This is a genomic window from Clostridium sp. LXY-7, from assembly GCF_056172015.1.
The window spans coordinates 851,058-874,028 of record NZ_JBLLJL010000001.1; the positions used below are offsets into that span (position 1 = coordinate 851,058).

23 protein-coding genes and 1 other annotated feature are annotated in these 22,971 nt (G+C 29.2%); of the genes, 16 read left to right on the plus strand and 7 right to left on the minus strand.

Annotated features, from left to right (window positions below; genetic code table 11):
• Positions 1 to 389: 389 nt before the first annotated feature.
• Positions 390 to 920 carry a QueT transporter family protein gene (locus ACI48Q_RS04040; RefSeq protein WP_474917760.1) on the plus strand — a complete coding sequence of 177 codons (531 nt, stop codon included), beginning with the start codon at positions 390 to 392 and terminating at the stop codon, positions 918 to 920.
• Positions 921 to 1,081: 161 nt separating this feature from the next.
• Positions 1,082 to 1,326, plus strand: a binding site (T-box leader).
• A gap of 70 nt (positions 1,327 to 1,396) precedes the next feature.
• Positions 1,397 to 2,788 (plus strand): asparagine--tRNA ligase, encoded by a 1,392-nt coding sequence (gene asnS / locus ACI48Q_RS04045; protein ID WP_474917761.1) that lies wholly within the window; start codon positions 1,397 to 1,399, stop codon positions 2,786 to 2,788.
• Between the two features lie 140 nt (positions 2,789 to 2,928).
• Here the strand turns inward: asnS and ACI48Q_RS04050 are convergent, their stop codons facing one another.
• Both ACI48Q_RS04050 and ACI48Q_RS04055 read right to left on the minus strand, forming a co-directional pair.
• Positions 2,929 to 3,273 (minus strand): hypothetical protein, encoded by a 345-nt coding sequence (locus tag ACI48Q_RS04050; protein WP_474917762.1) that lies wholly within the window; start codon positions 3,271 to 3,273, stop codon positions 2,929 to 2,931.
• A gap of 23 nt (positions 3,274 to 3,296) precedes the next feature.
• On the minus strand, positions 3,297 to 4,289 hold the full coding sequence (locus tag ACI48Q_RS04055; RefSeq protein ID WP_474917763.1) for a 3-oxoacyl-[acyl-carrier-protein] synthase III C-terminal domain-containing protein: 993 nt from the start codon (positions 4,287 to 4,289) through the stop codon (positions 3,297 to 3,299).
• A gap of 378 nt (positions 4,290 to 4,667) precedes the next feature.
• Between ACI48Q_RS04055 and ACI48Q_RS04060 the strand changes: the two genes are divergently transcribed.
• Positions 4,668 to 5,564: a potassium channel family protein gene (locus ACI48Q_RS04060; RefSeq protein WP_474917764.1), complete on the plus strand. Its 897-nt coding sequence runs from the start codon at positions 4,668 to 4,670 to the stop codon at positions 5,562 to 5,564.
• 91 nt (positions 5,565 to 5,655) lie between these two features.
• On the opposite strand, the gene ACI48Q_RS04065 is transcribed toward ACI48Q_RS04060, so the two are convergent.
• On the minus strand, positions 5,656 to 6,594 hold the full coding sequence (locus ACI48Q_RS04065) for a hypothetical protein (protein ID WP_474917765.1): 939 nt from the start codon (positions 6,592 to 6,594) through the stop codon (positions 5,656 to 5,658).
• 392 nt (positions 6,595 to 6,986) lie between these two features.
• Between ACI48Q_RS04065 and ACI48Q_RS04070 the strand changes: the two genes are divergently transcribed.
• The 3 genes from ACI48Q_RS04070 (at position 6,987) to ACI48Q_RS04080 (ending at position 8,739) form a co-directional block, all read left to right on the plus strand.
• Positions 6,987 to 7,250, plus strand: coding sequence for a DUF1294 domain-containing protein (locus ACI48Q_RS04070; protein ID WP_474917766.1), 264 nt, complete (start codon positions 6,987 to 6,989; stop codon positions 7,248 to 7,250).
• A gap of 128 nt (positions 7,251 to 7,378) precedes the next feature.
• On the plus strand, positions 7,379 to 7,687 hold the full coding sequence (locus ACI48Q_RS04075; RefSeq protein WP_474917767.1) for a DUF1540 domain-containing protein: 309 nt from the start codon (positions 7,379 to 7,381) through the stop codon (positions 7,685 to 7,687).
• Positions 7,688 to 7,890: 203 nt separating this feature from the next.
• Positions 7,891 to 8,739: a YitT family protein gene (locus ACI48Q_RS04080; protein WP_474917768.1), complete on the plus strand. Its 849-nt coding sequence runs from the start codon at positions 7,891 to 7,893 to the stop codon at positions 8,737 to 8,739.
• A 93-nt stretch (positions 8,740 to 8,832) separates the two neighbouring features.
• Here the strand turns inward: ACI48Q_RS04080 and ACI48Q_RS04085 are convergent, their stop codons facing one another.
• Positions 8,833 to 9,003 carry a DUF362 domain-containing protein gene (locus tag ACI48Q_RS04085; RefSeq protein WP_474917769.1) on the minus strand — a complete coding sequence of 57 codons (171 nt, stop codon included), beginning with the start codon at positions 9,001 to 9,003 and terminating at the stop codon, positions 8,833 to 8,835.
• Positions 9,004 to 9,257: 254 nt separating this feature from the next.
• Here ACI48Q_RS04085 and ymfI point away from each other — a divergent pair, with 254 nt between their 5' ends.
• The 5 genes from ymfI (at position 9,258) to ACI48Q_RS04110 (ending at position 13,917) form a co-directional block, all read left to right on the plus strand.
• The gene (gene ymfI / locus ACI48Q_RS04090) at positions 9,258 to 9,998 is read left to right on the plus strand and encodes an elongation factor P 5-aminopentanone reductase (protein WP_474917770.1); all 741 of its coding nucleotides are present in this window, start codon (positions 9,258 to 9,260) and stop codon (positions 9,996 to 9,998) included.
• A gap of 22 nt (positions 9,999 to 10,020) precedes the next feature.
• A complete protein-coding gene (locus tag ACI48Q_RS04095) occupies positions 10,021 to 10,344 on the plus strand; it encodes a hypothetical protein (RefSeq protein ID WP_474917771.1) in 324 nt (107 codons plus the stop codon).
• A gap of 72 nt (positions 10,345 to 10,416) precedes the next feature.
• Positions 10,417 to 11,106, plus strand: a complete 690-nt coding sequence (locus ACI48Q_RS04100; RefSeq protein ID WP_474917772.1) for a response regulator transcription factor — start codon at positions 10,417 to 10,419, stop codon at positions 11,104 to 11,106.
• Positions 11,106 to 12,491, plus strand: coding sequence for a sensor histidine kinase (locus tag ACI48Q_RS04105; protein ID WP_474917773.1), 1,386 nt, complete (start codon positions 11,106 to 11,108; stop codon positions 12,489 to 12,491). The genes ACI48Q_RS04100 and ACI48Q_RS04105 overlap by 1 nt, the downstream gene beginning before the upstream one ends.
• Positions 12,492 to 12,501: 10 nt before the next feature.
• Positions 12,502 to 13,917, plus strand: coding sequence for a hypothetical protein (locus ACI48Q_RS04110; protein WP_474917774.1), 1,416 nt, complete (start codon positions 12,502 to 12,504; stop codon positions 13,915 to 13,917).
• Positions 13,918 to 14,346: 429 nt separating this feature from the next.
• On the opposite strand, the gene ACI48Q_RS04115 is transcribed toward ACI48Q_RS04110, so the two are convergent.
• The 3 genes from ACI48Q_RS04115 to ACI48Q_RS04125 are packed head-to-tail and all read right to left on the minus strand — an operon-like array spanning position 14,347 to position 18,088.
• Positions 14,347 to 16,332 carry an oxidoreductase gene (locus ACI48Q_RS04115; protein ID WP_474917775.1) on the minus strand — a complete coding sequence of 662 codons (1,986 nt, stop codon included), beginning with the start codon at positions 16,330 to 16,332 and terminating at the stop codon, positions 14,347 to 14,349.
• A gap of 23 nt (positions 16,333 to 16,355) precedes the next feature.
• Positions 16,356 to 16,799, minus strand: a complete 444-nt coding sequence (locus tag ACI48Q_RS04120) for an aconitase X swivel domain-containing protein (protein ID WP_474917776.1) — start codon at positions 16,797 to 16,799, stop codon at positions 16,356 to 16,358.
• On the minus strand, positions 16,799 to 18,088 hold the full coding sequence (locus tag ACI48Q_RS04125) for an aconitase X (RefSeq protein ID WP_474917777.1): 1,290 nt from the start codon (positions 18,086 to 18,088) through the stop codon (positions 16,799 to 16,801). Before ACI48Q_RS04125 ends, ACI48Q_RS04120 begins: the two co-directional genes overlap by 1 nt.
• Before the next feature lie 181 nt (positions 18,089 to 18,269).
• On the opposite strand from ACI48Q_RS04125, the gene ACI48Q_RS04130 reads away from it, so the two are divergent.
• From ACI48Q_RS04130 to ACI48Q_RS04150, 5 genes are all read left to right on the plus strand, one after another.
• Positions 18,270 to 18,863 carry a TetR/AcrR family transcriptional regulator gene (locus ACI48Q_RS04130; RefSeq protein ID WP_474917778.1) on the plus strand — a complete coding sequence of 198 codons (594 nt, stop codon included), beginning with the start codon at positions 18,270 to 18,272 and terminating at the stop codon, positions 18,861 to 18,863.
• Between the two features lie 703 nt (positions 18,864 to 19,566).
• Positions 19,567 to 20,613 carry an ATP-dependent nuclease gene (locus ACI48Q_RS04135; protein ID WP_474917779.1) on the plus strand — a complete coding sequence of 349 codons (1,047 nt, stop codon included), beginning with the start codon at positions 19,567 to 19,569 and terminating at the stop codon, positions 20,611 to 20,613.
• A gap of 32 nt (positions 20,614 to 20,645) precedes the next feature.
• Positions 20,646 to 22,118: a UvrD-helicase domain-containing protein gene (locus tag ACI48Q_RS04140; RefSeq protein WP_474917780.1), complete on the plus strand. Its 1,473-nt coding sequence runs from the start codon at positions 20,646 to 20,648 to the stop codon at positions 22,116 to 22,118.
• Positions 22,119 to 22,183: 65 nt separating this feature from the next.
• Positions 22,184 to 22,372 (plus strand): hypothetical protein, encoded by a 189-nt coding sequence (locus ACI48Q_RS04145; protein ID WP_474917781.1) that lies wholly within the window; start codon positions 22,184 to 22,186, stop codon positions 22,370 to 22,372.
• Between the two features lie 136 nt (positions 22,373 to 22,508).
• Positions 22,509 to 22,814 carry a restriction endonuclease gene (locus ACI48Q_RS04150; RefSeq protein ID WP_474917782.1) on the plus strand — a complete coding sequence of 102 codons (306 nt, stop codon included), beginning with the start codon at positions 22,509 to 22,511 and terminating at the stop codon, positions 22,812 to 22,814.
• The last annotated feature ends 157 nt before the right edge of the window (positions 22,815 to 22,971 follow it).

Here is a 22,971-nt window from a genome sequence, read left to right on the forward strand (position 1 = left end):
TTACTTAAATTTTGAGTGAATATATTGATTTTCATTATCTTATCATATACAATAGTATAGAAAATAAAATAGAGACAGTTCGGAAGCCTCCTGTCTTAAAATAAAACTACGGCATTGAAATCTTTAAAAGCCCCCTTTTTATACTTATTTTAAGAAGGACTTTACTTATTTTTGAAGATTACAAGGCTGTCATGTATGTATATGACAGCTTTCTTTTGTGTTAATTTAATTTTTAAAATTAAGATATGGAACAAAGTATAAGGCTACAAAAAAATTTAAAAATGTAGTTCTTTTGGTGTTATATCATTAATTTTAAATTTATAATTAATAAAAAGTGATGCTAAGACTAAGTGAGGTAGAGAAACGAAGTATACTTAGGGAGGAAGAAAATGAATATTAATCCAAAAACCAATAAGCTGTTGAAAATGGCTTTAATTGTAGCAGTTTATGTAGTAGTTACCTTTGCACTTGCGCCAGTTTCTTTTACAGTTGTAGGAATACAATTTAGACTATCAGAAGTGTTAGTACTATTAGCATTGATTGATCCACTATATATGCCAGCCCTTACTCTAGGTTGCTTAATATCAAATTTTTTATTAAGTCCTATGGGTATAGTAGATGTTATTGTTGGAACTTCAGCTACTTTGATTGCACTAGTTTTAATGGTATGTACAAAGAAGCAATTAGAAAAGAAGCAAGGCATCAATTCAGGGAAGGTATTATTTATTAGTTCATTATGGGCAACAGTAATAAATGCACTTATGGTTGGTGCTGAACTTTATTATGTTTTAAATCTTCCATTTTGGTTATCAGTAGTGCAGGTAGCTATAGGAGAGTTTGTAGTAGTGTCAATAATAGGTGTTATTATATTTAAGAAATTAATGTTAAATAATAGTTTATATAATAAATTGAAATTATAAAGTGTGGGTGAATTGTAGCCTAATTTACAATTCACTGAACTTTTGTATAATTAATGTAATAATTGTTGACATTATATAGAGTTATTACTATAATAATATATAACAATTTTAAATAATTAGTATTTTAAATTTAGTTTTGGAAATAATGATAAACAACTATTATAAATGCTATGATGAGAAGAGTAGATATGAGAAGTAGTTTTAGCGAGTTGGAGAGGGTGAAAGTCCAGCACGAAGCTCTTATTGAAGAACACCTCGGAGTTTCTAACCGAAATCTTTGGAGAGTAGACTTAGACGGAATCCCACTGTTAGAAGGGAAGAGTATCGAGATGTTTTCTCTGTACTTGTAGAGTGATCAAATTGATAATTTGGGTGGTACCGCGGAATGTATCCTTTCGTCCCTTTGTGTAGGGGTGAAAGGTTTTTTTATTATTTGTATTAAATAATCTTCATATAAAGAAAAGGAGGACTAAAAAATGAAAGAAGTTTTAGTTAAGCAGCTTTACAGAGATGCAGAAAAATTTGGAGGACAGGACATTTCAATTTCAGGTTGGATTAGAACCTTAAGAAGTTCGAAGGCTTTTGGATTTATAGAGGTAAATGATGGTAGTTTCTTTAAGAATGTTCAAATAGTTTTTGAGGATTCTCTAGAAAATTTTAAAGAAATAGAGAAGTTAAGTATTAGCTCTTCTATAACTGTGGAAGGAGAGGTTATATTAACACTAGGTGCAAAACAACCCTTTGAAATTAAAGCAAAAAAAATAATAATTGAAGGGGAATCCTCAAGTGATTATCCACTTCAAAAGAAAAGACATACTTTTGAGTATTTAAGAACAATAGCACATTTAAGACCAAGAAGTAATGCTTTTTCAGCAGTATTTAGAGTACGTTCACTTACTGCCTATGCAATACACAAATTCTTTAATGAAAGAGGATTTGTATATACTCATACCCCTATAATTACAGGAAGCGACGCTGAAGGAGCAGGAGAAATGTTTAAAGTTAGTACTTTAGACATGGATAACATTCCAAGGACAGAGGAAGGAAAAATAGATTTCTCAAAGGATTTCTTTGGAAAAGAAACCAGTTTAACAGTTAGCGGACAGTTAGCAGGGGAATGTTATGCACTAGCATTTAGAAATATTTATACTTTTGGACCAACTTTCAGAGCAGAAAATTCAAACACTGGAAGACATGCTGCAGAGTTTTGGATGGTAGAGCCAGAGATATCTTTTGCAGACTTAGGAGATGACATGGAGCTTGCAGAAGATATGATTAAATATATAATCAACTATGTAATGGAAAATGCTCCAGAGGAGATGGAATTTTTCAATAGCTTTATAGATAAAGGATTAAAGGATAGATTAAATCATGTTGCAAACTCTGATTTTGGTAGAGTAACTTATACAGAAGCTATAGAAATACTACAAAAATCAGGTAAGAAATTCCAATATCCAGTTAGCTGGGGATGCGATTTACAAACGGAGCATGAGAGATACTTAACAGAGGAAGTGTTTAAGAGGCCTGTATTTGTAACTGATTATCCAAAGGATATCAAAGCCTTCTATATGAGAATGAATGAAGATAATAAAACTGTTGCCGCTATGGACTTGTTGGTTCCGGGCATAGGAGAAATTATCGGAGGAAGTCAAAGAGAAGAAAGACTTGAAATCTTAGAGAAGAGAATAGAAGAATTGGGCTTAAATAAAGAGGATTACTGGTGGTATTTAGAGCTTAGAAAATATGGTGGAACTAAACATGCTGGATTTGGATTGGGCTTTGAGAGAATGATTATGTATGTGACAGGAATGAGCAATATAAGAGATGTAATACCATTCCCAAGAACTACAGGAACTGCTGAGTTTTAATATATAATAGCCAAAATTTAGAAAAATATAAAGACTGTAGAAGGCTTAAATAAGAAATTCTACGGTCTTTATCACTTTAAATATAATTTTCAAGAAAATAAGCTGTTATAAAGATAATCATCTTAAATTAATATTTTCTATTACAGCTTGTCTATGTTGTCTACAAATTTAATTTTTGCACCAACTTCTTCAATAGCTTTTAATAATTGCATTTCTGCTGTCTTAGATGAAGGTGGTAGAGAAACAATAGATTTAAAACCAGAGCTTTTATAAAGAGATACACAATTCTTTAATACAGGTAACATATCTTGCTTTGAAGTCAATAAACCAGAACCATCAAGAACTAAAGTATAAGAAGCTGGAGTTATAGACTTTACATTAGTATTATAATCATCTAAGAATTTTTTTCCTTCATCCTCTCTAAAAAATCCGCCTATAGTTATTACGAATAGTTTTTTTTCTTTGTTTAATTCCATTTTAAACATAGTAAACCCTCCTAATTTATATATTATATATTATATATCATGACTCCCATAGTGTAGCCAGCACCAACTGAACAAAACACTACTTTGTCACCTTTACCTATTTTGTTATTTTTCAGCGCCTCATACATAGCAAAGAAGGGGCTGGTGTTACCGGTATAACCATACTTATCTGCAATAAAGGTATATTTATCCTTCCAATTATCTACACCAAGCTTTTGTAAAGTATCCTTTATATCTGCATGAGAAAACTGGGAAAAGAAAAAATGATCAATTTCTTTTAAATCAGTATTATTTTTGTTTAAAATTTTTAGTATAAGTCTATACCACTGGTCGCTGAAATAGGAAACATCGTGAGTAGTCCATTTGAATTTTTTATTTTCGATATCTATATTGGAATCCGTGATATTGGACAATCCGCATTCTGGAAACAACATAAAATCGCGATTTTTAGAATCTGTATGGTAGAGTGCATCAACTACTCCTGATGAATCATTATTTGAAGATTTTTTTAATAGCACAGATGCAGCACCATCGCCTACTGTAGTATTTACAATTGGACACCCTTTTTGTGCACTATTACTACCATAGGATGCTCCAATAATTAAAGCATTTTTATAGTTTCCTCTATGCTCCATATAAGAAGATACTTGGTCAATAGCCGTTATCATGCCTATACAAGAATCATTCATATCATAAACTAAACTACAATTATCAGCACCTAATAATCCTCTTAACATTAATGCATTTGTTGGTATTAAATATTCTGGAGTATCACTTACAAAAACAATAGTATCAAGTTCATTAGGAGAAATTTTAGCCTTTTCTAGGCATCTTTTACTTGCTTCAAGGCCCATGGTTAGGGTATTTTCTTTATTATTATCAACTACAAATCTCTCCGATCTGCCTAAATGGTTTAGTAGATTTAAAATATCATCTCCAAAAATATTGGTAGAATAATTATTATCTAATTTTTTAGTTGGATGATAAATTTCTAAGCTTTCAATTATAACTGCCATAATAATTCTCTCTTTCTAATATAATTAATTAAATCTAATGAATATTTGTTTATTTATATAAGAAGCTATGAAATTAATGTAACAATAATGTTATTATTAAGTTGCATATCAAATATTATAGCATGAAACTCTATTAATATAAATGAAAAAAATGTATATAAATAAAATTTTATGTAATTTATTATATAATAAAATTATATTTACAATATTGTAAAATATAATAAAAATAAAGTTTAAAAGAAATAAGTAATAAATAATATAAATTATGTATAAATTTGTATTGATCTTGTATTACATATTTAATATTAGTATAAAACTAAAATTTTATATCAATATTAAATAGTAATATTAAAAATGGTATGTAGGGAGAAATTTGAGATGATAAGGATTGGTATAATCATAATTTCCATAATACTTATTTTAAAAGCAATAACACCATTATTTTATAAAAAAAAGGTTATTTTAAATTTTATTCGAGCTATAAATAAGATTTACATAAGTTTTTTTAAGCAACAAAAAATATTAAATAAAATAATTATATTTAGTATTATGTCAATTAATTCATATATGATAGGTGCTACCTGTTACTATAAACTCCAAGAAAATTTAAATTTAACTGAGGTTCAAGCAATCATTGGAGCTATATTAGGCTTATTAAGCATATCAACAATAATATACTTTAGTGTTGGTACACCTATGCTTATATTAGGGAGAGTAACTAAGTTTATAGCTAATATTAGAGGGGAAGAAATTAGTTGGAAACTTATAATAAGTCATGGATTGTTAATTATGTATAGTTGTCTTCTAATAGTAGATAAAATTGAAGATAAAAATATGTACATATTAATTCTTGTTGGACTAATAGGCGCGTATTTTTTAAATTTACAGGTTTTATTTAGAATTACTATAAATCCAATGAGGTTTACTCTAAAATCAAGCAGAATAAAAGAAGATAAAAATTTATTATTAGGAAGTATTTGGATAGGAGCTTTTCTTTTAGTTTGTGTTATTGTTTTAAATTTGTTTTTAGGAGTTGTTACTATAAATAGCTCTTATCCAGGAGCCTATATAAATGAGAGAGGTGGAGTTATAACTAACTTTGATTTGTTTTATTATACTTTAATAACTTTTACAACCATTGGATATGGTGATATTTATCCTGTAGCTGTACAAGGGAAAGTAATGGCAATAATTATGGCCTTTACCAGTGTGGGTTGTTTAGTAGTAATGATGAGTTCTATATTATCGCTAAAAGATAAATTATTAGAAGATTAAAATGTAAATGCTTAAGGGCATTACGAAGGAGTTTCAGGGGAAACTCCTTCGTAATGCCCTTAAGCATTTTAAATATATTATAATGTGATAATTAAGCCTCTTCAATAAGAGTTTTTAAATTATTTTCAACGTTATGAAGTTTTTCATTCTCTATATTTAATCTATTATTTAACCTATTAAGTATAGTGCTAATTTCATTTTTGTTTTGTATTGTATGCTCTAAGGATTCAGAAATTTTGGGTTGCACTATATAATCAGAGATTATGCCATCAAAGAAAAAATCGGCAAAAGTTGTGAAAGAGCCAATTTGTATATCTTTAGCATATACATTACATACATCACTGAGCTCAGCATTAAATTTACGAAGAAGTCTTTTAGTAGTTTGAGCTTGGTGGTTTGCATCATCGATGTATCCATGCTTAGAGCCATCAGAAAGAAATACGCCTCCAAACCTATCCAGAGTTCCCAAATTTTCAGCATTTTCTAAGCTTTTAATGGTTGCATCTAAACTGTTATATACATTAGTTCCAGCAGATATGGCTTCTTTTAATTCCTTTATTATTGAAAAGATCTCACCTTCATCATCTATAAGAACTATTATTTTTTTAGCGTTAGGATTATTGGACTTAAGTATTAGATTCTTCTTTTCTTCTAACACATCTTCAAGGTCATTTTCGCAACCATGGTACTGAGAAAGTTCATCGTTGACTTTTAAAATATGTTCCTCAATTTCCTTTACGGTCCTTATAGATGAATCGTATCTAAATTGAGCAGCTAGTGCCTCTTGAGTTTCTTTATCAATTTTTTCTTCACGACGTCCTAGTAATGTATAGAATAATGAGGTTAAACTCATCTTTTTTAGATTTTCAACATCAAGATTTTCTTTTTTAAGTTGAGATTCTAGGTTATTGAGCTGTTCTTTTTCAGTAATTAAATTCTTTTTTAACTTGTCCAAAACTCCTCTAAGATATTTTTTTCTATTAATTTTTTCTTTAAGCTCATTAATCTCTAGATTTAAGTCGCTTATCATAGTTTGGTCACCTTCCTAATTTTGTTAACTAAATAAGAACATTATATATAAACTAATATAATTTGTACATGAAATAATAAAAGATTTAACTTAGATTTAATATTAAATAAATATAAAATTTTGAACTAAATTCAAAACTCATGGGAAGTTTTGAATCTTTTGGTTGAAGTTTCATGTCGTAGAGAAAGTCATTTTAAAATAGTAGAAACTTTATTTCAATATATATATAATTAAAGAATAATAGTTTATGCACAATGAATATTAAATTTACTAGGAATTTTACATTAATTATGTATATAAAATTAGGTAGATAATATATTTAATATTCTTCAGTCTGAAATTAAAAGTGCAGAAGGAATTATTGAGTTACTTGATTAGGAGAAAGGAATTTTATGAATATACTGATTAGTTATTTTTTACTTGCTAATTTAATTGGATTTGTTATGTGTGCTATGGATAAAAGATATGCCGTAAAAAAGAAGTGGAGAATTCCAGAAAAGAAGTTATTTATTATAGGAATTTTAGGGGGAGCTTTAGGGGTTTATATTTCTATGATCATATTTAGACATAAGACAAAGCATTGGTATTTTGTTTTAGGAATGCCGCTAATAGTTGTTATTCAAATAATAGTTTTTGTATTAATTAATTACAAGTAAATTTTATTATTTATTGAAGTAGAGACTTGTATAAGATTATGGTGATGATTCAAAATTATAATTGAAGTATAAAAATTAAAGATAAAAGTAATACTAATTTAAAATGATATTTGGGAAGTGACATTGTAATGACAAGCTTAAATTGTTGTGTAGAGAATTGTGCTTATAATAATCATAACTGTTGTTGTGTAGGAGCAATCAAAGTAGGAGGAAAGCAAGCGACATATCCAGCAAAGACATGTTGTGATAGCTTTGCAGAAAAAAATAGTGCACCTACAAGCTGTCATACACCTAATCCACAGATAGATATTAGTTGTAAGGCAACCAACTGTATGTACAACTACAATTATAGATGCTCTGCTAAACATGTGGATATATCTGGGCGTTTTGCTTGTATCTGTGGAGAAACTGAATGTTCCAGCTTTTGTTGTAAATGACATAAAAGTTAAGACAGGAGATAGATTAATCTATCTCCTGTTTTTAGATATATTCATGATAATTAAATTAAAATATAACATAGATAATTACAGTTTTAATATATAATATTGAAGAATTTAGAAATAAAATTTAATAAATGTCTTTATTAAACTATGTGTACATAAACAATAAAAGATAATGAATTTTAGGAGGAGAAGTTAAGTTGAAAAAAGTTATAACTGATTATATAGTAATAACATTAGGGTTAATACTAATATCAATTAGTATTCATTTTTTCTTGGTGCCAGATAATCTAGCAGCAGGAGGACTTTCTGGGTTAGCTATGGTACTAAATTATTATTTTTCTAAACTAGGAATTGGGATTATCATGTTTGTTGGTAATATAATATTTTTTATTATAGGATTTATATTTATAGGAAAGGATTTTGGAGTTAGAACTATTTATGCCAGCTTAATGCTTTCAGTAATTATTGGGGCTATGGAATTTGTGATTCCTATGAAAGCTCCATTAACTGGAGATATTTTTATTAATCTAATATTTGGAATTATTATAGGAGCCATAGGTATGGGTATTGTATTAAATAGAAATGCATCTACAGGGGGTACGGATATACCAGCTAAAATACTTAATAAATACTTCTATATAGATATAGGTAAAAGTTTATTAATAATTGATTGTATTGTAACACTTATAGCTATAATAGCGTTTGGGACAGAAACAGGAATGTATGCTATCTTAGGAGTAATTATAAATGGATTTGCCATAGACTATGTTATAGAGGGGTTAAACATAATCAAGAAGGTAGAAATAATAAGTAGTAAAGGAGAGGTTATTAAAAAATTTATAATTGAAGAGCTAAATAGAAGTGCTACAATATATGAAGGAAAAGGCGCTTATAATATGAAAGAAAAAGAGATTATAGTCACTGTTTTAAATAAAAAGGAGTTTTTAAAATTAAAAACTCATATAAAAGAGGTAGATTCAGAAGCTTTTGTAATAATCTATACTGTACATGAAGTTTTAGGTGATGGCTTTGGAAATATATTATAGTAAAAGATAAAATTTATATTTAATATTAAAATTAAAAGCAAAAAATAAATGCACTAGTTTTTGCTAGTACATTTATCTTGAGTTCAGTTCAAATTAATCTTGAACAGGAGCTCCTACTGGGCAAACGCTAGCACAAGCACCACATTCGATACAAGCGTCAGCATCTATAACGTATATTCCATCTCCAGCACTTATACAGCTAACTGGACACTCAGATTCGCAAGCTCCGCATGATATACATGCATCAGTAATTTTGTAAGACATAATTAAAACCTCCTTCTATTTTAAATCATCAATATCATAACATATTATGATATAATAATAAAGAGGGTATGACCCTCTAATTGATATATATATCGTCATTAATTTAGAATATTTCTATATTTTTAAATAAAATATGAAATATGCGTTAAAATTAATATCCTATTGTAAAATCAGTAGAAAAAAGTTAATTATTATTATAGAATTTAAATGTATTGAAGTTATGAGAAAAATCATATAGGATCTGAGGGAGAAAAATGAATTTAAGTGGTAAAGTAATTTTGATAACAGGGGGAACTAGGGGGATAGGACGAAGCATAGCTATTGAATTAGCTAAAGAAGGGGCAACTTTGCTTCTAAATTATCAAAATGATGATGAAAGTGCAAAATATACTATGGAATGTATAAATAATATGGGTGGATATGCTAAAATAATAAAAGGGGATGTAAGTGATTATAAATTTTGTCAGCATATGATACAAGATGCTATAAGCAAAATGGGCAAAATTGATATAGTTGTAAATAATGCAGCAATTTCTAGCATAGGGCTATTTATGGATGTTAATGAGGAAGAGTTTGATCGTATGATGGGAGTAAATTTTAAATCTGTATATAATGTTACCCATAATGTAATTCCTCACATGATAAGTCGTCAGCAAGGAAATATAATAAATGTATCTTCTATGTGGGGAAATCTAGGAGCAGCTTGTGAAGTTATTTATTCTGCATCAAAGGGTGCTATTAATGCCTTTACTAAGGCATTAGCAAAGGAGATGGCACTTAATAACATTAGAGTCAATGCAGTAGCACCAGGAGTTATAGCCACAGATATGAATAGATGGATGGCTATTGAGGATAAAGAGGCATTAGAAGAGGAGATTCCTATGGGCAGATTTGGAAGAGGAGAAGAAGTGGCTAAATTGATATGTTTTTTAGCAAAAGATGATAGTAGCTACATAACAGGACAAATTATTAATGTAGATGGTGGCTTACAATAACTTATGAAGGGAATGTATTTATATGAATGGTTTAGAGTTTAAGACATTATTAAAGGTAGCATTGGTATGTATAGTGCTAATAGCTGTATCTCCATTTGTATTAGGACTTTTTGGATTTCTTATAAAAGGAGTAATGTATGTCGGCTTATTTATTGTGTTAGCTATAGTACTAGCTATGATATATTTTAAGTTTAAAATACGTAAAATTGGTAAAGAACAGTTTAATGGGATGGAGCATAATGGTAGTTCAGATAAATCAAAAGAAGATTATAATAGAGGAGAAATTGACATAGATTATAGTGATTCAACAATAATAGATGTGAAAGATTATAAAGAAGAAAAATAATATAAAATTATAGCGCCAATAATATAATATTATTGGTGATTTTTATATGAAGTGAGATAAGGAGAAGGGTGTATGAATAAAATATTGCTTATTGAGGATGAGGAGTCTATAAGAAAATTTTTAAAGATAAGCTTCAAAAGAGAGAATTTTCAGGTTTTTGAAGCAGCTACAGGTGAAGAAGGTATACAAAAAGCAATAGAAGAGAATCCGGATATAGTAGTATTAGATATAATGTTACCAGGAATAGATGGATATAGGGTATGTGAGATATTAAAAAAGAATAATGAAAATACAGGAATAATAATGCTTACAGCTAGAGCACAGGATAGTGATAAAATTATGGGTCTAGAATATGGAGCTGACCATTATGTAGTAAAGCCTTTCAATCCATTAGAACTTATAGCCATAGTTAAATCATTATTTAGAAGAGTAGTAAAAATAAATAAAAATAATAGAGAATTTGCATGGTCAGGGCCTTTTAAAATAGATTTGTATAGTAAAAAGGTATACAAGGGCAATGATGAGATAGAACTTACTCCAAAGGAATATCTACTTATGAAAATATTTATAGAGAATCCAAATAAGGCTTTTAGTAGAGATGAGCTTTTAGATATGGTATGGGGATACAATTATATAGGTGAAAACAAAATCATAGATGTTAATATTAGAAGAATTAGAAGCAAAATTGAGAATGAACCACCTGAGCCAAAGTTCATTGAAACTGTATGGGGAACTGGATATAGATGGAGGGAGGATAATTAATGCTTTCTCTCAGGAAAAAAATAATTGGGAGTTATGTAATTATCATATTAATAACTGTAATTATAATTGAGATTATATTATATACCACTATAAGAGGATATTACTATGGAAATTTAAAGGACACCATATATAGTCAAATAAAAATTTCAGCTGAATTTTATAATAACTATTTATCATCTAATAGTGTATATGAAAATATATTTAATAACACAGATGTATCTTGGGGAAATACTCAAGCTAAGGTTCAGGTAATAGATGTAACGGGAAAAGTTCTCATGGACTCTACAGGGAATATACCTAAGGAATTAGTAACTACTAAAGAATTTCATAATGCACTTAATGGAAGTATAGATAGGAATAATAATGTGATTCAATTCACTAATAATAATGAGAATATTATTAGTGTGGCTTACCCATTGTATTATGATACAGAAATTAATGGAGTGCTAAGATTTATGTCCTCTACAAGAAATATTGATAGAAGTATAGATGGAGTCACTAATATACTTGTATTAATGGGACTATTAGTAATTATTATATCTACGACTGTTAGTCTATTTATATCTAATAGTATACTTAAGCCATTAAATGTAGTTAGTACTGGAGCAGAAAAAATGGCAGGTGGAAATTTTAAAGAGAAAATACCTAAATACTCTGAAGATGAAATTGGAAATTTAGTGGATACCTTAAACTATATGTCAGAAGAAATATTAAAAAATGAAAGTTTAAAAAATGAGTTTATTGCATCAATTTCTCATGAGTTAAGGACACCACTTACCTCAATTAAAGGTTGGGCTATAGTTTTAAACTCTTCAAGGTTAGATGATGTTGAAGAAATTAAGGATGGACTTAAGATAATTGAAGAAGAAGCAGAAAGATTAACTTTTCTAGTAGAAGAGTTATTGGATTTTTCTAAACTTATATCAGGGAAAATATCCCTTCATAAAGAATTGGTAAATTTCAGTGAAATTACAGTAAATACAGTAAAGCAATTAACCCATAAATTCTCCAATAAAGGTATAGATTTAAAATTAGATTTAGAAGAGGAATGCCAGATAGAAATTGATGAAAATAGGATGAGGCAAGTGCTAATTAATATATTAGATAATGCTATAAAATTTTCACCCTATAAAGGAGAGATTAGATTATCTCTAAAAAAGGAAGAATACACTTTAACTTTAATAATAGAGGATAATGGGCAAGGTATATCTAGAGAAGATTTGCCAAGAATTAAAGAAAAGTTCTTTAAAGGGAAAAATATTAATTCTAGCAATGGTATAGGATTATCTATTTGTGATGAAATAATTAATTTACATGGCGGTAATTTTGAAATACTTAGTGAAGTGCACCAAGGGACTAAGGTAATTATAACATTGCCGTTGTAGGAGATAGAATATGAAGAAATTTATTGTATCAATGTTAGTTATAATATTTTGTATTGTTATAACTGCATGTAATGGGATCGAATTATCTATGGCAAATAATATTGTTAGTCCTTTAGAAAAAAATCCACTGATAGGGCAATGGAGTATTGAAAGATATATCTCTAAAGGAGGAGAAGAGCTTAAAATAGACGAAACATTTAAAAATACATATATGATCTTTAGTGAAGATTTTGTGGAATTCCCAGATGTGTACTATGAGAACATCAATTATAAAGTAAAGATGATTTCAGCTTTACAATATATGCAGACTACTTATGGAATTACACCCTCCGTACTAGGGATAACCAGTGATACTATTGAAGTTATGACCATTAATTACATGGATATATATGTGAAGGATATAATAATAATGTCAGAGGATAAGGCTATTATGGATTATTATGGAGGAATAGTTTATCTTAGAAAGGTTAGAGGGTCCGAGGAAAATGTTACTAATATAGAGCCACAAAGTAAAGATGGAAATTATAAGGCATTAAATAGTGGTGTGTTGCTAGGTATTAGAAGAGATTATAAAGATAAAAATGAAAAATCCACATATAGAACTATTTGGGTTACTAATGATGGTGAAGTTAGCTATGTAAAGGATACAGATATTTTACTTCCAAGAAAAAGTGGTTTTTGGCAGGTAGATACGGATAGATCCTTAGATCCTAAAGGATATAAAGATAACATAGAAATATACCCAATAAATAAGTCAAATATACTTAGTAGAAATGTGCAGGATAAATATAATGGAGAAATAGTAAATAAAGCTATAACTTTTGTAGGAAATGATTATATTTGCATTGAGATTGAGGAAGTACTAAATGGCATACACTTAAATTATTTAAAGACCATGCCTATTGATGGTATATATAATAATGAAGAATATGATGTGAATTTACAAAGTATTATAAATAAGAAAGATATTAATGTATATGTAAAATTAAAAGGACAAGAAAATATAAATAGTATGAATATAAGCAATTTGAATAAATTTACCAATTTTGGAATAAGAAGAGTAAAGGGAATGTGGAGGTTCTATACAATATTTAAAAATGAAGGATATATTGATGTAGATATTCCTACAATGGTACCTAATACTTTATCAAGACACGATGAGTTATATACAAGCTGGAATTCAATTATAAATATAATTCCATCAGCTATTGATGCGATAGCATCTCCTAATGGAAATATGCTTATAATTCAAACTAAAAATAATCTCTATATATATAAAGTAAAGGATAATAATATTTCACATAGACCAATGGCAGTAGTTCCATTAGAGGATGATGAAAGTATAATTATGGCAGAATGGGCCCTGGGGGAATATGTAAATAATTGGAGTGACATGGTAAAAACTATAAATGGAAAAAATAAATAAAAATAGGGTATCTCAAAAGTACTTAATAAAGCAAAGAGGAATGCTCTTTGCTTTATTAACAAGATAAAACCGAAGGATTTCTGGATTAATTCCAGCTTCCTTCGGTTTTGTTCATTTGTGTATTTTTCTAAGGAAGTACAACTACAATTATGAGGTATACTGAAAACCTTTATAAACGTTTAATTTAGGTATCCCAATAAATGTAATAAATACAACTCCATCTGTACTGAACGTATGGGTGAGTTTTTTTAGGAAAAGCATAAAACTCTGTTATTACTATAAAAATACAGTTTAGAACTTAACTTAAAATGTCATTTTCTCACAACCTGACGGGGGACGTAAACAAATTCAAGCCAGAGTTTTAGTTCATATGAATTAATACTCTGACTTAATTTGTTTTGTATAGAGGAATATTTTAGTTATATAGTTTTAAATACTTCTTGCAACCTCATAAGCATCCCAAATAGCATTCATAATATTTTTAACCTTACGAGAATCACCTATATTGCAAACTGGAATAGAAGAGTCTTGTAATTCCTGCTGTAATTTGTTTTCACTAAAATATCCAACAGCAGTGATTACAGTATCAGCCTCAATTTCTTTTGTACCATTCTCATTTTCTACAATCACAGAATTGTCTTTTACTTGTATTAACTTTGTTTTGCAGTAAACATCTACCTTATTATAAACCAATAAATCTTTTAACATATCATAATTCATAAATGGTATGCCATGTGGACCGCCAAGAATATCTGTCATCATTTCTACTACACGTACCTTCTTACCTTTTTGTGCTAGCCAAAGAGCAGTTTCGCAACCTACAAGGCCACCACCTATAATGGTAATGTTTTCTCCTACTTGGCATTTTCCATTTAAAACATCATTTGCTGTACAAATATTATTCTTATCACCAAAATTTGGTTGAATCGGTTTAGATCCAGTTGCTGTAATTACAACATCCACACCACTATTTTCAATATAAGCACGATCTACCTTAGTATTTTTCTTTATTTGTACTCCTAATTGTACAAGCTGATTCTCATACCATGCAATTAGCTTGTGATCATCCTCTTTAAAGTCCGGTACACCACCAGGAATAATATTTCCACCTAGTTGTCCACTAGCTTCTGCAAGCACTACTTTATGACCACGTTGTGCACAAACACGTGCGCTTTCTAAGCCTGCTATACCACCACCTACAACAAGGATATTTTTTTCTCTAGCAGCAGGAGTTAAACCGTAAGCAACTTCACGTCCACAAGCAGGATTTACTGCACAAGATAAAGGAAGTCCATGAGCGATACGGCCCATACATCCATCATGACATGAAAGACAAGGTCTAATATCTTCCAATTTATTTGTTTTAATCTTGTTTACCAAATATGGATCAGCAAGTAAGGGACGACCATATGCAACAATATCACAGCAATCATTTAGTGCATCAACGGCGATTTCAGGATCATCCATACGTCCAGAAAGTATAACAGGTACATTTACAGCTTTTTTCACAATACGTCCAAATTCACGATACATTCCTTTTCCAAAATACATAGGTGGATGATTCCAGTACCAAGAATCATAAGTACCAGCATCTACATTAAGTATATCATATCCAGCATCTACAAGAATTTTTGCTGATTCAATCCCTTCCTCATAATCCTTACCTACTTCTATAAATTCTTCACCTGGTAGTGCACCTTGACGTATTCCCTTCATAAAACTTTTCACACTAAAACGAAGTGATACAGGGAAATCAACGCCACAAACAGATTTAATACCTTTTATAATATCGGTAGCAACTTTTAGTCTACTATGTAAATCTCCACCATATTCATCTGTACGTTTATTAAAAATAGATAATGCAAATTGATCAAGAAGATAACCCTCATGCACAGCATGAATTTCTACACCATCAAAACCAGCATTTTTTGCTACAGCTGCACTTTTTATAAAATCTTGAATTAGTTTTTCAATTTCTTCCTTTGTCATTTCTCTATGATTAATACTTGGATCAAAGCGATTGCTATTTTCTGAAGGTGCAATTGCCTTTTTTATAAATGCAGGCATTGCAGAACGTCCAAGACCACCAGTAAGTTGTAGGAAAATTTTTGAATCATGTGCATGAATTTTTTCTACCATTTGTGCTGTAGATTTACAAAACATTAAAGGATTATGTGTTGGACAAGGCAATGATTGCTGTGGAAGCTCCTCATAGTTTACACAACAAATACCTGTAACAATTAGACCAACTCCACCTTTAGCACGTTCAATATAATAATTTTGTGCCTCGTCATTAAATCCACCATTTGCATCAGAATAACATACTAAGCCCATTGGAGCCATTGAAGTTCTGTTTTTAATTGTCAATTTCCTAATTGTAATTGGTTCAAAAATTTTTTCAAATTTAGTTTTCATAAAAATTCCCCTTTCCAAATTGTTTAATCACAAATTCTTACTATTCCATCTGGAGTAATCTCTACCTCATCGCCTTCTTGAATTGTTTCAAGAAAATCATCTCCAAGACCATCAACAGTAATAATTTTTTTATTTTCCCAAACATCAGCAAGAAGAACACCAGCAATTGCCAATGATTCTGCTGTACGAGCAAAAAGAATAGCCTTTGGCTCTACACCTAAAGCTGCAGCTGTTTGAATAATCATTCCTGCTGTAGTTGATCCTATAGCCTGTGGAATACAAATAATATTTCCAGTGAGTTGCTTGCCATAAAGCTCCTTATTATTTTGATCTGCACATATACATGGATTTTGTCCTTCAGTCATACTTTTCATAAAGGCAGCTAAAGGATTAAAGCCTTTATGAGAAACAAGAACCTTACCTTTTAGTTCTCCCGGAATTACTGAACGTCCCTGAAATACTTTCATTATTTAATCCCTCCTTTTACAATGACTTGAACTAACTCATCGTCATCCATATAGCGAGCAGGTGAATAAGTACGGAATTTATTAGAATTAGTAATAACCTCTTTAGTATTACAAAGTGGATTGCTCATATACATTAAAGGACATATAGCTGTAATTTGTGCTCCTGTAGCTATCAAACGCTTATAATATTCTGTCTTTTCAAATTTTTTAATTACATCTGGTGCACTTGAAAAAACAGTAGGTATGTTAACGTTTTCTTGATCTGCATTTCTTAAAGCAGTTTCAAGAATTTCTGTCCATTCACAAAGCTGAGTAAATGATAGATGAGGACAACCTATAAATGCCATCTTAGGGGTTGCATTTATATCTTTCCACATAACAGGATATGATGCTACCACACGTTCTAACTCTGCATCATCAATTACATATGTCTTTGCATTCGAACGTATTAAATTTTCACCAAAATCTTTCGCTTCAGGAGTTAAATTTTCTACATGATATAATCCAACTGCACCATTTGAAGCAGTTGCTGCCCCCATATCTTTCAAATAATCTTTTACTTCAAGTATCAACTCTGTACCCAAATATTTATCTAATCCCTTAATATAAGGTACCTGTTCTACCACCTTCATACCAATAGCACTACCTAATATTTGAGGACGAGGTTTCTTTGTAGTTTTAATCTCAACTGTCCAATCTGCTTTACGTCCTTCATCTGTTAGAAACCCGAATTTTGGAGTTTTTCCTATAATGCCACTAAATAATTCCATTACACCAGAAGTACGATTTGTTCTCGCCCCAATAACAGAATTTGCATAAACTACTGCAGAAGATTCTGCCCATGCTAACACGTCGCCGCGCTTAGGGATATTTCCAACTTCATCCAAATAGCATGTACAACTAAATGCATTGTTATCCTTTAAGCCAATTTTTTTAAGTATATTCTCATATTTTTCTTGATCAGAATAAAGCATTTGAAATGCTTTTTTTTCTTGTTCACTAGTCTCTATATTCTTATAGTCAATAGGACGAGGATCTGCTGTAAATGGTAGTTTAGTTTTGATTCCCTCTGATACATAACTCTCCATAATCTTGAATAAAGGTGTAAATGCTGGCATTCCAAAAGAACATACCATATGTATTGGACCATCTAATGGTACAAGACATTCTGAATCATAAGCATTCCCATATTTCACAAGGGTTTCCATTGTCTTTCTCATACTTTCCCCTTGACTTCCACTTAGAATGTCTAGTTCATCCTGCGTCAATTTCATTTTCGTTTCAATCATATATTCCACTCCCTTCGCATAACAATGTTCACCGAACATTGTTATTTGTTATAAATATAACATTATTTGATTATTCTGTCAATTATAAAATATATAATTTGGGGTAAAGCATTCTTTATTTACCAAACCGAAAATATGTTATAATAGTATTGTTATTTTATTTAAGCTAGGAGTGGAACTTTTGAAACAACTAACGTTTAGACAAAAACAATCACTAGAAACAGAAATGAAAATTGTGAGAACTACATTAGAATTAATGAAAGAAAAAGGATATGAAAATACTAGTATCAGAGAAATTTGCTCAGAAGCCAATATTTCAACAGGTGCTTTTTATCATCATTTTAAGTCCAAAGAGGATATGATTAATATTGCATTTAGCATGTACGATAAATATTTAGCCGAAGTTTTGGATAATTGTAGCGAAACTGATCCTTTGAAAATGCTATACTTTGTACTGTTAAATCAAACTGAGTATCTTGTAAAAGAAGGTGGTAACTTAGTGACCGAGCTTTACCGTGCACTATTTTCCACCCATACTAAATATGCTATCGAGAAGGATAGACTTTATTATCGCACAGTGTGGCTATATACAGATCAATGTATCCGTGAAAAAAAAATCAAAACTTCCATTTCCTGCGATTACCTTTCAGAATTTCTAATTCGTGTGGTGCGTGGTGACATTATTGATTGGTGCCTTCATGAGTTTTCTTATAATTTACAAGAATATGTAAAAAAAGATTTGGATGTAATTTTTAATGGACTTTTTCTTGGCTAAATATATGGGTATTGGATGTAGCTACATTTTTTATAATATTATATTCATTAAAACGTAAACTTGCAAAGCATAAACCCATTACCACCTATTCTTCTTGGTCCTCTAAGGTGTGATAATATGTAAAAAATCACTATTTGTAAATTGAAAACAAATAGTGATTTTTCTTTTATTTATTTGAATACTTATGCATAAATATTCATTTTATAGAACTCAATTTAGTTGTATCACAACATAACTTAATTATATTTCTACTATAACAGTACACGTACAATTATGAGGTATACTAAAGACTCTTATAAACGTTGAAACTACGTAACCTAATAAATGTTAAAAATAGAACTCCACCTGTACTGAACGTATAGGTGGGTTTTTCTTTAATACAACTATGTGGTGTACTGAAGCATAATTATTTTATGATATGCAATATTAAATCTTTTATAACCAGTTTGCAGCGTTATCAAGATTATTAAAACTTTTATAGAGTACTTAAGTAATGTAATATTGGAGCATCATGTTATAAGTTAAAGAATAGCTAATACTTCTAGAGTAATATATTAGAGTATTTTACTTTTTTATGTATATATAGAAGGATATTTATGGACGATTGTTGAATTGTGTTATATAGAATATTTTAGATGAGGTAATAGACAGAGGTTACATATTGTCTATAATTTAGAAGTTGAAAAGGTGGGCGAAATTTGATATGTATATATCAAAATTGAACATTGAAGGATATAAAAATTGTAAAAATAAATCTGAAATACAATTAAATAAAGGATTAAATATATTAGTCGGCGAGAATGCCTCAGGAAAAACAACAATAATAAATGCTTTAAGGATGATTTTAAGAGAAAATGAATTTTCTTTTATGAATATTAATGAAGATGATTTTTATAAATCGTTTAAAGGAAATGAACAGTCACGAAGCATCAAAATAGATATAAGTTTAGAAGAATTAAGTTCTGATGAAGAAGTAACTTTTTTGACTTGGTGTGATGCAGATTTCAAGGCGAAATTGAATTTAGAGATTGATAGTAATCCAAATAGAAAAGGTTATTTTAAGAAGAATATATGGGGTGGTGCTTCTAAATCCAGTGCTTTTGAAGAAGAAATTTTTCATTGTATAGATTGTATTTACTTACCACCGTTAAGGGATGCTGAGGAAAAGTTAAGCAATGGTAAAAAATCAAGATTAGCAACTTTACTAAAGCATCAGTATAAAGACAAAAATGATGAAAAAACTTTAGTTGAAAAAGTTTCAGAATTTAATAATAAAATTACAACAAATGAAGATAACAATTATAAAGAAATATCCAAAGCAAAGGATTATATAAATTCTAATATAAAAAATTCAATGGGTGAAATATTTGGTCAAAGTATTAATTTACAATTTGCAGATGTTTCATTTAATAAAATACTCGAAAATATTAAAATGGTATTTTCCCCTGAAATAAATGTCACAGACATTAAAAGATTTAGGGATGTAGCAATAAATAGTTTAGGATATAATAATTTGTTATATATAGCAACTGTATTCGCTGAATTACAAATAGCAGGAAAAGCAAAAGATTTATTTACAGTATTACTTATAGAAGAACCAGAAGCACATCTTCACCCTCAATTACAAATAAAGCTAATAAAACATCTTGAAACATTGGCAAATCAAAATACTAACACTCAAGTTATTGTTACTACACACTCTCCTATATTAGCATCTTCTGTAAGTATAGATAACCTTATACATATATAATGCAGTTGTCTGGGCTTGTGGTGGTGATGTAAGTGATTAAAGAAGAAATGCAAAATCAAGTAGCTAAAATATTATGTCAAAAAAATAGTGATTTACAATGCGATGAGTGTTATAAGAGTAAAAAGGATATAGATGATATTTGTAGAAATGCAAAAGGTTGTAGGATATCAGAAAAAACAGAAAAACAACTTCTGTATATTTTATCTTCTATAAATGAAAATACACTTTTGGAAGCTTGTCCTGGAAGTGGAAAAACAGAAGTAGTTGGTATGAAATCAGCTTATGAAATAAAAAAATGGAATAGTTACAAAAATGGCATTGCTATTTTAACTTTTACCAATGATGCGACAGATGTTATTAAAGAAAGAGTAAATCAATTTAGTAAAAAGACATATTTCCATCCTCATTTTATAGGCACTTTAAGTAGTTTTATTCATAAATATATAGCTCAACCTTTTGGGTATAGCGAAATAAATTATTTGGGTATAAATGGAGATTATTCTCTTGGATTAATAGACATTGATTTAAGTATCTTTACTAATCCTTGGCTACAAAAATATAAATGTTCAATACCATATATAAATAAGAGTGGAAGCAGAATAGATATATTTGCTCATCAAATATTTTACGATGAAAAAAAAGAAGAATTTCATATAAAAATTGATAAAATTAAGATATCAGTAAATGAATATTATGAGAGTGACCAAATGCAAAAACATATCAAAGATAATAGAAAAAAGTATAATAATAGTAATTACTACTCTAATGTTTATTTTAATAATGAATTTCAAAAGTGTAAAAATATTTTTCTTAAGGATGGATTTGCAACATATGAAGATATGAATTGTATTGCATATCAAATATTGGACATAGATAAAATAACGCAAAAGATTGTAAAAAAATTCCCAGTAATTATAGTGGATGAATGTCAAGATTTATCTTGGATAGAAATTCAAATCTTAAATAAGATGAAAGAAAAAGGAACAATATTACACTTTGTAGGGGATATAAATCAATCTATATTCGAGTTTAAAGAAGTAGCACTAGATTCTCAATACACATCTGAATACATTAAAAATTTTAAAAAGTTAGAACTTATTTATAACTTTAGAAGTTGTCAACCTATTGTAAATTTATCTAATAAGTTGATTGAAATAAATAAGACAATAAAAGGAGCTGAAGAAAATAAATTTTTAGAAAATAGCATTTTATATTTAGAATATGAAACTCCAGAAGAAGCTGTTAATAGATATTTAAGAGTGCTAAATCATGTTGGAATATCTAAGGACAAGTCTTGTATAATTGTAAAACAAAACATACTAAAGGAGCAGCTATTAGGTAATAAAAATATTAATGAAGAGCATTTGTTAATATCAGCTATTCAATTTTGGGGAAGAGGAACCCTTAGCTTGAAAAAAAATCATTGGAGTATGCAGGAAAGCAGATTTCAAAGTAGTTTGGAGGAGCGAAAAACAAAAGTAATTACTATTGTCCTAAAGATATAAGTTCAGTATTTGCTTGGAGAATATTTTTAAAAGATATTTTAAATGAGTGTAGTGCTAATAGTAAATTGATAAATTATGATAGAAAATATGGTAAGTGGTATGATGATGCAAGAAAAGAATTGCCTAGCATTATTGAGAAAAACTATTTTAAAATACAAGATTATGATAATAGTATAAGAGATTTTGATGAAATTTTTTTCTTTAAGATGGTATGTAGGAAAAAAAGTACAAGAAGATATTATTGTAATAGATAATGAATTTAAAAATGGTAATAATATAGTTTAATTTTCTACTATTCATATACTAAGTTTGCCTATTATGAGAAGTTGAAAGTAAAGAATTGTATTGTAAGAAATAATAATCTTAATATATTAAAAAGAGTTAATAACAATGAGTTATGATATGAAGGGGTTAGAGTCAGAAGATTTTGAAAAGTTAACGAGAGATATATTGCAAAAAATATATGCAAATTGCCATATAGAACGTTTTGGAAAAGGTACAGATGGCGGAATTGATCTTAGATTTAAAAATTATTCAAAAGAAACTATAATAGTGCAATGTAAACATTATGCAAATTCTACAGTTTCTAATTTAATTACTGTGCTTAAAAATACTGAATTAAAAAAGGTAGAAAAACTTAATCAGAGTTATCTCTTTCCCAAAGTCTATCTTTTATATAGTCTTGAACAAATTTAGTTGTAAGTATATTTGAATTGTATCTGCCCATTTATATTCCTCCTGATAGTTTAAAAGGATTTATTTGTAACAATTTGTTAAAAATAAAAACCCCCTGGAGTTTCCGCCAGAGGGTGAAGTGCAAAAATCAAACATTAGGATAATGATTTTTAATTTA

Coding starts and splice junctions, on each gene's coding strand:
- ACI48Q_RS04120 (WP_474917776.1), bottom strand. CDS start 16,799: ATGAAAGTATTTCAGGGACGTTCAGTAATTCCGGGAGAACTAAAAGGT.
- ACI48Q_RS04050 (WP_474917762.1), bottom strand. CDS start 3,273: ATGTTTAAAATGGAATTAAACAAAGAAAAAAAACTATTCGTAATAACT.
- ACI48Q_RS04125 (WP_474917777.1), bottom strand. CDS start 18,088: ATGATTGAAACGAAAATGAAATTGACGCAGGATGAACTAGACATTCTA.
- ACI48Q_RS04075 (WP_474917767.1), top strand. CDS start 7,379: ATGACAAGCTTAAATTGTTGTGTAGAGAATTGTGCTTATAATAATCAT.
- ACI48Q_RS04095 (WP_474917771.1), top strand. CDS start 10,021: ATGAATGGTTTAGAGTTTAAGACATTATTAAAGGTAGCATTGGTATGT.
- ACI48Q_RS04055 (WP_474917763.1), bottom strand. CDS start 4,289: ATGGCAGTTATAATTGAAAGCTTAGAAATTTATCATCCAACTAAAAAA.
- ACI48Q_RS04060 (WP_474917764.1), top strand. CDS start 4,668: ATGATAAGGATTGGTATAATCATAATTTCCATAATACTTATTTTAAAA.
- ACI48Q_RS04085 (WP_474917769.1), bottom strand. CDS start 9,003: ATGTCTTACAAAATTACTGATGCATGTATATCATGCGGAGCTTGCGAA.
- ACI48Q_RS04150 (WP_474917782.1), top strand. CDS start 22,509: ATGAGTTATGATATGAAGGGGTTAGAGTCAGAAGATTTTGAAAAGTTA.
- ACI48Q_RS04105 (WP_474917773.1), top strand. CDS start 11,106: ATGCTTTCTCTCAGGAAAAAAATAATTGGGAGTTATGTAATTATCATA.
- ACI48Q_RS04135 (WP_474917779.1), top strand. CDS start 19,567: ATGTATATATCAAAATTGAACATTGAAGGATATAAAAATTGTAAAAAT.
- ACI48Q_RS04110 (WP_474917774.1), top strand. CDS start 12,502: ATGAAGAAATTTATTGTATCAATGTTAGTTATAATATTTTGTATTGTT.
- ACI48Q_RS04065 (WP_474917765.1), bottom strand. CDS start 6,594: ATGATAAGCGACTTAAATCTAGAGATTAATGAGCTTAAAGAAAAAATT.
- ACI48Q_RS04040 (WP_474917760.1), top strand. CDS start 390: ATGAATATTAATCCAAAAACCAATAAGCTGTTGAAAATGGCTTTAATT.
- ACI48Q_RS04070 (WP_474917766.1), top strand. CDS start 6,987: ATGAATATACTGATTAGTTATTTTTTACTTGCTAATTTAATTGGATTT.
- asnS (WP_474917761.1), top strand. CDS start 1,397: ATGAAAGAAGTTTTAGTTAAGCAGCTTTACAGAGATGCAGAAAAATTT.
- ACI48Q_RS04115 (WP_474917775.1), bottom strand. CDS start 16,332: ATGAAAACTAAATTTGAAAAAATTTTTGAACCAATTACAATTAGGAAA.
- ACI48Q_RS04100 (WP_474917772.1), top strand. CDS start 10,417: ATGAATAAAATATTGCTTATTGAGGATGAGGAGTCTATAAGAAAATTT.
- ymfI (WP_474917770.1), top strand. CDS start 9,258: ATGAATTTAAGTGGTAAAGTAATTTTGATAACAGGGGGAACTAGGGGG.